This is a genomic window from Pseudomonadota bacterium (assembly GCA_018817425.1).
In the GTDB taxonomy this organism is placed as follows: Bacteria; Desulfobacterota; Desulfobacteria; order Desulfobacterales; family RPRI01; genus RPRI01.
Genome location: JAHITX010000106.1, coordinates 1 through 12,916 on the forward strand (window position 1 = coordinate 1; position 12,916 = coordinate 12,916).

At 37.2% G+C, this 12,916-nt stretch carries 13 protein-coding genes; 7 read left to right on the forward strand and 6 right to left on the reverse strand.

Annotated features, from left to right (window positions below):
• The first annotated feature begins 30 nt into the window (after positions 1–30).
• The 5 genes from KKC46_18485 to KKC46_18505 all read left to right on the forward strand — a co-directional run bounded on the left by KKC46_18485 (position 31) and on the right by KKC46_18505 (position 4,914).
• Positions 31–1,026: a tetratricopeptide repeat protein gene (locus KKC46_18485; protein ID MBU1055791.1), complete on the forward strand. Its 996-nt coding sequence runs from the start codon at positions 31–33 to the stop codon at positions 1,024–1,026.
• 336 nt (positions 1,027–1,362) lie between these two features.
• Positions 1,363–1,887, forward strand: a complete 525-nt coding sequence (locus KKC46_18490; GenBank protein ID MBU1055792.1) for a hypothetical protein — start codon at positions 1,363–1,365, stop codon at positions 1,885–1,887.
• A 107-nt stretch (positions 1,888–1,994) separates the two neighbouring features.
• A complete protein-coding gene (locus KKC46_18495) occupies positions 1,995–4,376 on the forward strand; it encodes a tetratricopeptide repeat protein (GenBank protein MBU1055793.1) in 2,382 nt (793 codons plus the stop codon).
• A gap of 14 nt (positions 4,377–4,390) precedes the next feature.
• A complete protein-coding gene (locus tag KKC46_18500) occupies positions 4,391–4,648 on the forward strand; it encodes an NERD domain-containing protein (GenBank protein ID MBU1055794.1) in 258 nt (85 codons plus the stop codon).
• Positions 4,588–4,914, forward strand: a complete 327-nt coding sequence (locus tag KKC46_18505; protein ID MBU1055795.1) for a hypothetical protein — start codon at positions 4,588–4,590, stop codon at positions 4,912–4,914. Before KKC46_18500 ends, KKC46_18505 begins: the two co-directional genes overlap by 61 nt.
• 51 nt (positions 4,915–4,965) lie before the next feature.
• On the opposite strand, the gene KKC46_18510 is transcribed toward KKC46_18505, so the two are convergent.
• The 6 genes from KKC46_18510 to KKC46_18535 all read right to left on the reverse strand — a co-directional run bounded on the left by KKC46_18510 (position 4,966) and on the right by KKC46_18535 (position 8,191).
• Positions 4,966–5,298, reverse strand: a complete 333-nt coding sequence (locus tag KKC46_18510; protein ID MBU1055796.1) for a nucleotidyltransferase domain-containing protein — start codon at positions 5,296–5,298, stop codon at positions 4,966–4,968.
• A gap of 179 nt (positions 5,299–5,477) precedes the next feature.
• Positions 5,478–5,915: a PIN domain-containing protein gene (locus KKC46_18515; GenBank protein ID MBU1055797.1), complete on the reverse strand. Its 438-nt coding sequence runs from the start codon at positions 5,913–5,915 to the stop codon at positions 5,478–5,480.
• Positions 5,903–6,124 (reverse strand): hypothetical protein, encoded by a 222-nt coding sequence (locus KKC46_18520; GenBank protein ID MBU1055798.1) that lies wholly within the window; start codon positions 6,122–6,124, stop codon positions 5,903–5,905. The genes KKC46_18515 and KKC46_18520 overlap by 13 nt, the downstream gene beginning before the upstream one ends.
• Before the next feature lie 237 nt (positions 6,125–6,361).
• Positions 6,362–6,688 (reverse strand): type II toxin-antitoxin system PemK/MazF family toxin, encoded by a 327-nt coding sequence (locus tag KKC46_18525; protein MBU1055799.1) that lies wholly within the window; start codon positions 6,686–6,688, stop codon positions 6,362–6,364.
• Entirely contained in the window at positions 6,678–6,950 is a 273-nt protein-coding gene (locus KKC46_18530; protein MBU1055800.1) for an AbrB/MazE/SpoVT family DNA-binding domain-containing protein, read from the reverse strand. Before KKC46_18530 ends, KKC46_18525 begins: the two co-directional genes overlap by 11 nt.
• 62 nt (positions 6,951–7,012) lie before the next feature.
• Positions 7,013–8,191, reverse strand: a complete 1,179-nt coding sequence (locus KKC46_18535) for an ATP-binding protein (protein MBU1055801.1) — start codon at positions 8,189–8,191, stop codon at positions 7,013–7,015.
• A gap of 151 nt (positions 8,192–8,342) precedes the next feature.
• Here KKC46_18535 and KKC46_18540 point away from each other — a divergent pair, with 151 nt between their 5' ends.
• Positions 8,343–9,878: an NTP transferase domain-containing protein gene (locus tag KKC46_18540; GenBank protein MBU1055802.1), complete on the forward strand. Its 1,536-nt coding sequence runs from the start codon at positions 8,343–8,345 to the stop codon at positions 9,876–9,878.
• 71 nt (positions 9,879–9,949) lie between these two features.
• Entirely contained in the window at positions 9,950–12,763 is a 2,814-nt protein-coding gene (locus KKC46_18545) for a VWA domain-containing protein (GenBank protein ID MBU1055803.1), read from the forward strand.
• Positions 12,764–12,916 lie beyond the last annotated feature (153 nt).

The window sequence follows — 12,916 nt, forward strand, 5'->3', positions numbered from 1 at the left end:
ATCCGCACAGGAGTTAAAGAAGGTGCAAGATTGCTGGGCGATGCAGTTAATGCGTATAAAGCTGCTTTAACGGTTAGAACTCGCGAGAGTCTGCCTCAGCAATGGGCTATGACCCAGAACAATATGGGGATTGCTTTACGAAATCAAGGAATTCGCACAGGAGGTAAAAAAGGTGCAAAATTGCTGGGCGATGCAGTAGATGCGTACAAAGCTGCTTTAACGGTTAGAACCCGCGAGAGCTTGCCTCAGGACTGGGCTATGACCCAGAACAATATGGGGATTGCTTTACAAGAGCAAGCTTTAGGTTTGAAAAACAAGCTTAGAAGTGATTTGTTACAAAAAGCAGTAAAATCATTTAAAAATGCATTGGAAGTTAGAACATATGAACATCTACCTCTGCAGTGGGCGCAAACCCAGAACAATCTCGCAGGAATATATTCTTTAATGAATGATTGGGCCAATGCCGCCGGATGTTATTGCAATGTGCTAAAAGTATATAAAACTGATAAGACAGCTTATGAAAGAGCTATCTACATATACCATGAGCAGCTTTTTCAGTTTGATAAGGCATACGAGTTATGCTTTAACTGGGTCATAATATTAAAAAATTATGCTGAGTCATCAAAAAGTGAATTCATTGAAAATAATTTTACTACTGCCCGTTTTGATAAAGCAGAAGAACTCCTGACAGAATTACTTCCTAAATTAAGCCCAAACAACTTTCTTTACGCACCTCTATGTGCCATCGAAATCGCAAACCTGATAGCACTCAAAAAAGCCGAAGTAGTTTCCGGTAAAATAGATGCACTTATTTCTGCAATTAAACAACAACCTGAGGATTACACCATAGGCTGGACTTTTAACGGTACAAAACACTTCATAGAAAACTCAGAACAGCTGAAACCAGATAGTAAATGGCTTATATCTTTTTTTGAAGCTTTAGAAAACCCAAGTCGGAATGCCATAGTTAAAGGCTTGCAGGATGTTCAGAAGGAATTTAATAAAAAAAATAGGAGCCTGATTTAAATATTTATTGTTCATTTCAGCTGTTAAAATTATTTAATTATTTTTACGTTATACCATTCTACCACGTCATACCGGCGAAGGCCGGTATCCAGTATATTTAATAAGCCGGGATGACGGTTTGAGTAGTATTTAACAAACCATCTACGTCGGCAACCCTTTATTTTTTCTTCTTCAAAATCCAGGATTTGCCATAAATTTTCAATATTGCAAAATATCTTTTAATAGATTATATCCAATTTCAGAATAATCAGGATATGCAGTTAAAATAATTGAACCTTCTTATGGTCGATATCACAAGACCTGTTAATTGTTCTTTAAGCTATCAGAGGATAAATCATGAACGCTAAACCCAAAACAGGAATTGGAGAGAATACAGAAAGTATAGAATCGAAAAAAGAATATAAAGAAATCCATACACATTCAATAATTCCCGGGTGGGCAACCACCGTATCTGTTGTAAGCGGTTTAGCATTTTTGGTTATTCTGCTTATAATCGCAGTTTTTATTCCTCATCCCACAGATTTTCAAATATTTATCTTTCGTATCATTATTGCGTTAGCTGCTGCTGCTTTTGGCGCTACAATCCCCGGTTTTTTAAAAGTTGATCTACCTGTGGGAAAAAAAGGACTCATAGCAGCCGGTGGAGCAGTCGCTTTTTTTGTACTGATTTATTTCATGAATCCTCCTAAGTTGATTTCAGATACACCACCGCCTCCTGAAATACTGAAACAGTCCCTTGCCGGCTTTATTTTGGATCAGGATGGCGAACCTTTATCCGGAGTAAATGTTACTATTTTAGAATATGAAGTAAGTGACCTTATAAATGGTCAGGGGAAGTTTTCTTTTGAAATTAAAGGTTAAAACAATTCTTCTATTAGGCTGATGGCCCAAAAACAAGGCTTTAAAACACACCGGCAGGATGCTACGCTGGGAAATACCAATTTAAGTTTCAAGATGGAACCAAAACTATGACAAAGAAAGCCTATTTTCATATTTATCTTAAAATCATCCTTTGTCTTATTGTTTATTTAACCATATGCCCGGCTTTACCGGTAATTGCTAAACAGGAGTTGCGGGGCAAGGTTTATATTCTTGGTGAAAATGATAAGCGATTTCCTGTAACAAACACAACCGTCCGCATTCAGAACACTGATGATTCAGATATAACAACAAGCACTGGTAGATTTAGAATTTATTTGCCGGATGTATTCAAGGCAGGAGAAACCGTAACACTGGAAGTGGAAAAGCCAAAGTATCAGATACTCCACCCATTTGCAGGCGAAGTAAGAATACCGGCAAGCTCTTTGAAAGATCCGGTAGAAATTCTTTTGGATAAAGAAGGTTCTCACCGTTTTATGAGCGGCAAGGCATTTGCCTTACTTATAGAAAATATCGCCAATAAACCCAAATCGCAGGTTGAGCCCGTTGATGAACGAAAAGAAGTGGATCTGAGCCGTTATATTAATGAATGGGCTATAAAGTACGGCTTCGGGATTGAGCATGTGCAAGCCGAGTTAGATAAATGGGCTGCGGAAGTTGAAGCGAGGCAAGAGGATTTTTATGAGCTTGCCCTTGCTGCATTTTACAAGAAGAATTTTAAAGAAGCTGCCGACATGTCTTATCAATCGGCAGAAAAATATGAAAAACAATTTGCAGAGCTAAATGAACAGGAAAAAAGAATTAATGAAAAAAAGCAGCAAATAAAAGAAAATATTATCCGTGATTATCGTCTTGCCGGTGATGCTCAATATAATGATTACCGCTTTGAAGAGGCTTTGTCTGCTTATCTGAAAGCTTTGGCTATAGTAAACAAAGATATTGATCCTATAATGTGGGCGTCTTTAATGGATGATATAAGTGCTACATACTGGAATTTGGGGTTTAGGGTAAAAGGAATTGCGTCTCGACAGTATCTTAATAAAGCGTTAGAAGGTCTCCAAGCAATATTAAAAATCTATACGCGCGAGACCTTTGCACACTCATGGGCTATGACTCAGAACAATTTAGGGAATACATTCTCAGAGCAAGGAAAACGTATTGTAGGAGAAGAGGGCGTAAGATTGCTAAATGAGGCGGTTAAAGCGTATAAAGCTGCTTTAACAGTTGTTAGCCGTGAGAGTCTGCCTCAGAAGTGGGCTATGATTATGAACAATTTAGGGCTTACACTTTCAAATATAGGAATACGCACATCAGATAAAGATAGTATAAGACTTTTAAGTGAGGCGGATGAAGCATACAGACTCGCTTTAACTGTTAAAACCCTTGAAAATATGCCTCAAAGCTGGGCTGTAACTATGAACAATATAGGGATTGCACTTAAAGAGCGAGGAATTCGCACTGAAGGAGAAGAGGGTGTGAGATTGTTAAATGAGGCGGTTAAAGCTTATAACTCAGCCTTAATGGTCAGAACCCGTGAGAGCCTACCTCAGGACTGGGCCGTGACTAAATATAATATTGGAAATGCATTAAAAAAACAAGGAATCCGCACAAGAGGAGAGAAAGGGTTAAGTTTGCTATCTGAGGCAGTTAATGCATATAATGACGCTTTAACGGTTTTTACCCGCGAAAGTCTGCCTATGGGCTGGGCTTCGACTCAGAACAATATGGGAAATGCATTAAAAGAACAGGGAATCCGCACAGATGGCATAGAAGGAGCAAGATTGCTGGCCGAGGCAATTAAAGCATATAAAGCTGTTTTAACAGTTGATACTTGCGATAGTGAGTCTCAGGACTGGGCCATGACCCAAAACAATCTCGCAGAAACATACTATTTAATGAATGATTGGGCGAATGCCGTCGAATGCTATTGTAATGTACTCAAGGTCTATCAAAAGTATGATACAGCTTATAATAGAGCTAGCTATATTTACCATGAGCAACTTTTTCAGTTTGATAAGGCATACGAGTTAAGCTATGAGTGGGTTATAAAATTACAGAATGTTACTGGATCATCAAAAAGCATTTTCATTGTAACAAATTTTACTACTGCCCGTTTTGATAAAGCAGAAGAACTCTTGGCGGAATTACTTCCCAAATTGAACCCAAACGATCATCTTTATGCACATTTATGTGCAATTGAAATTGCAAACCTGGTGGCGCTCAAAAAAACCGATATGGTTTCCGGTAAAATAGATGCGCTTATTTCTACAATCAAGCAACAACCGGTCGACTATAAAATAGGCGGAGCTTTTAACGGCACAAAACACTTTATAAAAAATTCGGAACAGCTAAAGCCTGATAGCCAATGGTTACTTTCTTTCTTTGCAGCTATTGAAGACCCGAATCGGGATACAATTATTAAAGGTTTACAGGAAGTTCAGAAGGATTTAAATAAAAACGAAAAACAATAGGTATTTGATTTTAAATATTTATTGTTCTTTTCAAAGTTGGATATAAGGTTTATCATGATTTTCCGGCTGAAAAATTTAATATTGATCATATCATAATCGGTCCTGCAGGTGTGTATGCTGTTGAGACAAAAGCCCGCCAGAAACCGACCACCGGCAATAATCCGATGCCAAAGTTATTTATGACGGGCAAAAGCTTCAATTTCCGGATTGGGTGGATACTAAATCTCTTGAACAGGCTCGCAGGCAAGCCCAATGGCTTTCTAAATGGATAAGCTCTGCAACAGGTGAATCCATTAACGCCCAGCCAGTGGTAGCTTTGCCTGGTTGGTATGTTCAGCGTATATCCCCAAACGGCATTCCGGTAATCAATCCAAAAAATTTCCGATCAGTATTGAGAGCAAGCAAAAGCAAGCCATTAGATAATAGCATGATTACCCGAATTGTCCACCAGATCGATAAATGCTGCCGTGATGTCCAACCTATAGCCAGCGAAGGTCTGGGCGGCAAATCGGGTTTGCCTGATAAAGGGAATAACTGATTAAATAGGAAAGAGGATATGGGGCTGTTTGCAATTAATGCTAATATAGGTTTAATTTACATATACAATTTTCCCTGTATGCACATATTCTGCAATAAGAGATGTCTTATTCTCATACTCTTCCGGTGTTATAGTAATAATGTCGAGAGGAACCATGAATTTCCTGATTGTCCTGATTTCGGCATCTTTTGTCATATCAGCGCGCTTAAAAATATTCTTCCTTTTAAAATCTTCTGAAACAATAATAATGTCGATATCACTTTCTTCCGTTTCTGTGCCTTTAGCCTGTGAACCGAAAATAATAATCTTGGAGATATTTAGTTTTTTTTCTTCTAAGCAATCGAATAAAAATTGGACTACTTCTTCAGCTCTTTTTTGAGCCATTTCAAAACCTCCTTGCTCTGAACAAGTAATGTTTCGGTTTTCCGCTTTGGATAGTCTTTTTGCATTTTTTTCAGATCTTCAGGATAACGTGTCGGAATGCTTGCCCGATTGAGGGAAAAATTATCCGAATTACGATTGAACTAAATATTTATTCACCTATACTATTCTGTCTTGTTTTGTCAGACAAGTGAATCAAGAGAAATAATCTGTATGGATGGAATGTCAGGCAAGCGGACATCGTTGGTAAAAAAATGAGTTGCTCCGGCATCTAATGCCGCGCTGATCTGGATGGCATCCGGTGTGCGGATATTATGGGTGGCTCTGAGCTGTGCAGACTGTTCCGCAATTGCGTTTGAAACTTCCATCGTCATCAGTTTTGAGTTAAGCAGGATGTCCCGGTATTCTGTCGCCAGTTCTCTGTTATTGCTGCGTAGTGGATGCACCAGCACTTCAAGTAAGGTCACGGTTGAAGTGACTACCAGCAAGTCACCTCTGTCCATTGCTTCAAAGAAAAGTTTTACAGTTTCAATGTATGCTGGATTTTCTTCAATAAAATAAATCAGTGGTGCGGTATCGAGACCAACCGTTTTTCCCTTCAATGCATTTATCCATTCCACGATGATCTTTCCTCATCAATATATGCGTTTACGTTAAGACCCTTCCAGATCTCCTTGCCTTTTCCTTTTAGCTCCAAAATGCTACGGGGCTTGGTTTTACCTGCTTTTTTACGAATCAGCGTTGCCATTTCTTCTAAAAGACGTAGTTGATCCGAAAGATTTAATGTTTTTATTTCAGATATGACTTGATTGTAATTTGTTTCCGGCATGATACAAATCCTATTTTTAAGCTTGTTTAAGTTATTTTGTGTTAATAGATCGAGAATTTATTTCTTTTTCGTCTAATTAATCCAATAGAATGAATTTATTTATAAATTGTTTTATGGCTAGTTTTTGCCTTTTCTGCCTCATCGTCCGTATCAATAAACAGATAGACCTGTTTATTCTGATTATATATACTTTAAATAAAAAATCAAAGAAAAGTAGGGGATCGGAAGATATGAAGTTTATTCACCATACATATCTGTTATAAGCTTTCGTAGTTGAGCAGCTTTTGTATCGGATAGCTTATCAATTTTTTTCTTTAATCTTTGCTTGCTGATGGTGCGGATCTGATCAACGGCAATTTCAACATTTTTATTTGCACATTTGATCTGCAGCCTGGTTCTCCACATGGGGTGCAATTTTGAAGTCAGCGGACATACAACTACCGTTTCCAAATACTTATTCATCTCATCTTGGCTTATTATGACAACAGGGCGCACTTTTTTTATTTCGCTTCCTATGGTGGGATTGAGATCGGCAAGATATATTTCATATCTATTAATATTCAAAGTCTTCATCATCTATCCCGTCAAGAAGAGTTGTATCAAAATCGTCCCACGCTTCCTTTTCATCAGCCATTTCTTTATATGTATCTTCCCAGGAAAGCTTGTTATCTTCTTTATTCCTTAGAAGCAATCCCCTGTCTGTTTCTTCTATTAATATAGAATGGTTTAAACCATATTTTTGAAGCAGTGCTTTTGGTATACGAACTCCTTTGGAATTTCCAATCGGGACAAGTTTGACATCTCTTGCTCGTATTTGATTTTCCATATGCTTTACTCCTTGAATTATATTAAAATTTAATTTGTATCTATTGTAATTACATTTATCTTTTATGTCAATATTATATCATCTACCCGATTCCCGAATGACTTCCAGCTTAAAATATTGGCCTCTTTTCTTGGCTGGTCGCTTAAACCTGCATATACTAAGGTTGGTTCAATATGTGCGTCTTTTGAAATAAGTGCGTAATAATTTAGACCGTTAAAAAAATCCTTCGCAACCGTTTTGCCTGATTTAATTTCAAGCGGCAGTAGTTTATCACCTTTATCGATAATACAATCGATTTCATGCCCGGTATTATCGCGCCAAAAATAGAGATTTTCTTTAAGCCCTTTGTTTGTCCTTGCTTTAAGAAGCTCTGAAACAATCCATGTCTCAAATATATTACCCCTGCTTGCATGAGTGTTCAGTGCTTCGGCAGATGAGATATTTAAGAGATAAGAAAGGAGGCCTGAGTCAAAAAAATACAGCTTAGAGCTTTTTATCAATCGTTTATTAAAGTTTTTATAATGAGGTTTCAAAAGATAAATAATATATCCGGCCTGAAGAATAGACAGCCAGGATTTTGCTGTGTTGTGCGTGATGCCGCAGTCATTGCCGAGAGCAGAAAGATTAAGAATTTGCCCTGAGCGTGAGGCACACATTTTAAGAAATCTTTGAAAGGTTGACAGATCAGTAATATTTTTTACTTGTCTTACGTCTCTTTCCAGATATGTTGTTACATAATTTGAATACCACTCGGACGGATCAAGGTTCATATCATAAATTCTTGGGTAGCTTCCGGTAAACATAACTTTTTCAATTGTATCCGGTAATATGTCTGCCTGATTCAGTTCGGAAAAAGAAAAGGGAAGAAGTTCCAAAACAGCAACTCTTCCTGCAAGAGACTGGCTTATGCCTTCCATTAACCCGAAGTTAAAAGACCCGGTAAGGACATATACTTCCGGTTTTCCTATGTGGTCAACATGAGTTTGGATATAAGAAAAAAGGTCGGGTGCACGCTGTACTTCGTCAATTATAGTGTGTTTGGGATATGCTTCAATAAATCCCCGCGGATCGGTTAAGGCAAATTCTCTTATGTCAGGTTCTTCCAGCGATACATAGGACCAGTCGGGAAAAACAGTTTTAACAAGTGTTGTTTTCCCAGATTGCCTTGGTCCGGTAAGAGATACAATAGGGTATTGTTTCGATAATTCCGTTAATTTTTTGGCTATGTTTCTTTTTATCATATCCAAACCTTAAACAATATCTTACAAATTGTCAATATGAATTACAATTTGTAAGATATTTAAATCCAAAACGGATACATTGACGCAATCAACTTTTTAACGTAATAAGTTTCAATAAAATGTGAGGAGGGCGATAAGAGCAATATTTAATATGATTGATTCCAATTCGAAAAAAATTAATGCCGCTTGTTTGATTCTGGCAGGAGGGCAGGGGAGAAGGCTTTCGCCTGACAAGCCTCTTTTAGAGATCAACGGAAAATCGATTATTGAACGGACGGCAAATCTGGTTACTTCCCTGTTTGAAGAAGTTCTTATAGTTACCAATACTCCGGAAAAGTATGAAATGCTTAATCTACCATATGTTTCCGATGAACGTATGGGCTGCGGCCCTCTGATGGGTATCTATAGCGGATTGCAAAAGATAAAACATGAAGCAGCATTTGTGTGTGCGGCAGATATGCCCTTTCTTAATAAAGAGATCATCCTGTCTATGTCTTTAGAAATTGGTAAATTCGACATTATTATTCCCTGCCCGGCGAAAAGGCCGGAGTTTCTGCACGCTTTTTTCAATAAGCGCTGTCTGCCGGGAATGCGGGAAAATCTTGAAGCAAATCTTTTTAAAGTGGAAATGCTGGCACAGCGATATAATACAATTTATCTGGACAAAGACTGGTTCATAAAAAAAGGCCTGGTAAAAGAAACTGATACGGCTTTTATAAACATAAATACGATAGAAGACTATCAGAATTGCCTTGCACAAAGTAAAAAGATGCAAGACCCTGAACACAATAATTACTTTCAGCTCAAAAGAGGTGAATGGGGGCAGGACACTCTAAAATCCATAGCTCCGGATGTTTTACATAAAGTTCGCAGGACATTGATAGAACAGGAAACCGCTTATCAAAATAATATTACAGATGAAGTGTTTTCCAGCCTTTGGTCCCACGGCTCCAGAGTTGGGCGTATAGCCCATTACATCGCAAAAACCGAAGGTTTGGAAGAAGAACCGGCCCTGCTTGCCGGCCTGTTGCATGATATTGGAAAGTTTGCACACGGAAGCTATCATGAAAACGATATTCCTGAAGAAGAAAATGCGGTTTTATTTGCAGCAAAAATCCTTTCAGGTACAATCTATGAAAAATGGATTCCTGAAATCAGAGAAGCTATACTATCAACGTATTTAGAGGGGGAGGCAACCAATGATATAGGTCGGATTTTATACGATGCGGATCGTATCGATAAACTTGGAAATATGGGGGTTGCCCAGTTTTTTGCAAAAAATGCACTACGCCGTCAGTTTTTGGATGATGATTTGTTAATTCGAACCAGTATAGAGTTGACATATGCCTATCATGCTCCGGATACATTAACAACTGCAACCGGCAGATTCATCGCACGGGAGCGAAGCGTAAGGACCCGCAGGTTTTACACAGAGCTTTTAGAAGAATGGAAGATGCTCGGACTTGGCGAATTTAATATCATTGAAGAAGATATAGCAGGGATTATATGCATACTTGTGGTTCCTTGTACGTGTTTATGCGGCGGATCTTTAAAACCGGAATCCGATATTCAGGATGCACTAAAGTGCAGATCAGTAGTTGTAAAGTATATATGTGCAAAGTGCGGTATCGAAAGCGAGTTTTCCTTCTGCCTTCCGAAGGTGAAAGGGCTACCTGCAATTACATAATTGGCTCTACAGTAATATAAATACAAACTATCTCAAAATAAATTTAAAACCCACTGACGGCGTTGTATAGTATGCAGATAGAAGATATTGTTAAAGAAATTGCTTTTGCTGATCCTGAAATTGCTAAGGTTGTAAATGACGGTTTGAGCAGAAAACAGATAAGTATATCGGAAGAGATTGCCGGAATTTTTATTGATGAAATAATCTGGGCATTATCTGTTGAATATTCTTTTGGAGCTGTTGTATCTGAAGGTTACATTAAGCTTTTGGGAAATGTAGAATCTGATAAAATTCTAATATACAAAGAACTTGTGCGAAAAAGTGCCGAAGATGGTCCGACATTTGCGCGGATAATGGCCGAGCATCTTGTTTCCGTTCTTTCATATACTGATGAAAGCCTTCTTGAAAACTATCTTGAAGCAGTAAAAATAATGCATAAAAAGGGGACTTATACATTAACAGAGCCGCTTAAAGCTGTTAATATTTTGCTTGATCAAAAAGACGGCAAATCATGTTTGGTATATTTTGATATACTTAAAACCTTTTTTTTAAAAGATTTAACATACAATGAATGCCGCAATTTCGCTCATACCTTGCCTAAAGCGGTTTTGTCTTTTCTTCCATCAAAAAGGCTTACACAGATCAGGCAGCTTCATAAAATACTTTACAAAGATTATAATCTTATAGAATCATACTTTGACGGCCTTGAACAAGGACTTTATATTTTATCGGATGAAGCACTGGAAGAATTTATATCCATAGGATTAAATAAATATGAAATAGATAAGGTTCTTGGCGCAAAATTTATAGCTCTTAAATCCAAGTTCGGAAAAGATGCCTGTCAAAACCTGAAAACTTCAGCTGTTCTTGCAGATGTAAGATTACAACTTACAATGTACATAAAGGCTAAAACAGGTCGCGGGATATCTATTTGTCAGCTTTCTCAATTTCCGAAAATTTTACGTAATGAAATAATAAATGAGTATGGTGACAGACCATTTGTTTTTTCCGATGGAAAAACAATTTATCTTCCCGATGAAATAAATATTTGCGATACTTTTGATAAAAACCGCAACCTATACAAATGCCTTGCAAGACTTGAATCAGGTTATTATGAGTACGGGTCATTTGAATTCGATATAGAAAAAGCCATGGAGTTATCTTTGCTTCTGAAAGAAATGTGCAATATTTCGGAAAAGAAAAATTATGAATTAACAGATAATACGCAAAATTATGATTGCCACGATCTTGAAAAATTTTTCATGTTTTTTCCTGTAAAGCAACTTGCATCAGATCTTTTTAATATATTTGAACATGGCCGTATAAAAATCCTTAATCTTGAAAAATACCCCGGCCTTGTAAGAACTTCATATCCTTTGATCTATAATGAATTAAAAATACTATTAAAAAATAAAACTCCGGAGCCATTTCTTTACCTCTTATATATCCGTATGGCTTTAGGGCAAATTGCTTTTGATTTATTTGAAGCAGAAGATAAAACAAAAAACCTGATATCGGAAATTTTCTATATTTTTAAAAATGAAGTTGAAAAAAATAATTGTATCGAAGCATGCGCTGTTAGCGTTTTTAATACGTATAACTTAGTTGAAGGATTTTTGAACAAAAACAAGCCCAATGAAGAAAACCTTAATGATTATAAAAAGCTTAAAATGCCCTTTGGTCTTTCTTTAAGGCATGACCTGTATTTTACTTCAAATAAAAAATACGAAGAGATAAGCCTTGCCATAAAGTCCGCACTGGAAAAGAAAAAAATCCGTGTTTTTAAATCCGAGATAATGAAAAAACTTATAAAAAACAAAGGTGCCGTTTCAAATGATGATCTTAAAGATATTATAACTTCTTCTAAAACTTTATCCGCACAAAACCAAACCGGATACACACAAGATCCCGCCGATTTACCTTTTGATTTATTATCCGGGTTAAATGAAGGGGAGAAATATCAGTATTCTTTCGATGATTGTAATGATTCATCCGTTTTTAAATATCGTGAATGGGATGCCAATTTATGCGATTATCTTCATGATCATGTAAGAGTACATGAAAGAGAAGTAGAAGGGTTAAAAAGCGCTTTTTATTCCAATGTTTTAAATGCCTATCCGGGAACGGTAAAAAGAATTCGAAGAGAGTTTGAATCTTTAAGGCCTGATGAAATAAAAATCTTAAAAAGATGGATTGAAGGAGATGAATTTGATTTGTGTGCTCTTCCCGAATATGTAATTGATAAAAAAGCAGGTATGATTCCAACAGATAAATTATATTTAAAACGGATAAAACATCAAAGGGATATAGCAGTACTTCTTCTTGTAGATCTTTCACGTTCTACCTCAACTCTTATAGCTCAATCATCTAAAACCGTTCATGATATAATCAAGGAAGCGGTTGTTCTTTTTTGCGAAGCACTTAATACGGCACAGGATAAATTTGCTATCGCCGGGTTTTCAGGAACAGGCAGATCGGGAGTGGATTATTTTAATATAAAAACATTTTCCGAAAATATGGATGAAAATATAATAAACAAAATTAATGCGCTTTTTCCACAAAGAAGAACCAGAATGGGTGCTGCTATACGTCATGGGGTATCAAGGCTTGAAAATACGGCATCCAAAACGCGTCTTCTTGTAATAATAAGTGATGGTTTTCCAAATGATACCGATTATAAACAAAACTATGCAATTGAGGATACCCGCAAGGCCGTGTTTGAAGCCCAGTCAAAAAATATATGTGTCAGGGCAATTACAGTTGATGCAGCTTTGGATATGAGACTGGATGATCTTTACGGTCAATATAATCACAATATCATATCCGATGTCCGTGATCTTCCGGACAGACTGTTAAAAATATACGGGACATTGACCAAACAATAAAATATATACGGGAGAGCCACTTTCAAAACGTTTCAGTTTGGTCAAGCTCAAGGCGGGAGAAAATTTCAACCACAGGAATACATTTAGTATTTCGAGGATTGAAATTTGAGCCCAACGCAGAGATCGGCCAAAATGGGGCGTTTTGAAACTGGC

What these genes read in the sequence shown, in the direction of transcription:
- KKC46_18510 (MBU1055796.1), bottom strand. Translation starts at nt 5,298, where the DNA reads ATGGCTCAAAAAAGAGCTGAAGAAGTAGTCCAATTTTTATTCGATTGC.
- KKC46_18535 (MBU1055801.1), bottom strand. Translation starts at nt 8,191, where the DNA reads ATGATAAAAAGAAACATAGCCAAAAAATTAACGGAATTATCGAAACAA.
- KKC46_18530 (MBU1055800.1), bottom strand. Translation starts at nt 6,950, where the DNA reads ATGGAAAATCAAATACGAGCAAGAGATGTCAAACTTGTCCCGATTGGA.
- KKC46_18520 (MBU1055798.1), bottom strand. Translation starts at nt 6,124, where the DNA reads ATGCCGGAAACAAATTACAATCAAGTCATATCTGAAATAAAAACATTA.
- KKC46_18545 (MBU1055803.1), top strand. Translation starts at nt 9,950, where the DNA reads ATGCAGATAGAAGATATTGTTAAAGAAATTGCTTTTGCTGATCCTGAA.
- KKC46_18490 (MBU1055792.1), top strand. Translation starts at nt 1,363, where the DNA reads ATGAACGCTAAACCCAAAACAGGAATTGGAGAGAATACAGAAAGTATA.
- KKC46_18495 (MBU1055793.1), top strand. Translation starts at nt 1,995, where the DNA reads ATGACAAAGAAAGCCTATTTTCATATTTATCTTAAAATCATCCTTTGT.
- KKC46_18540 (MBU1055802.1), top strand. Translation starts at nt 8,343, where the DNA reads ATGATTGATTCCAATTCGAAAAAAATTAATGCCGCTTGTTTGATTCTG.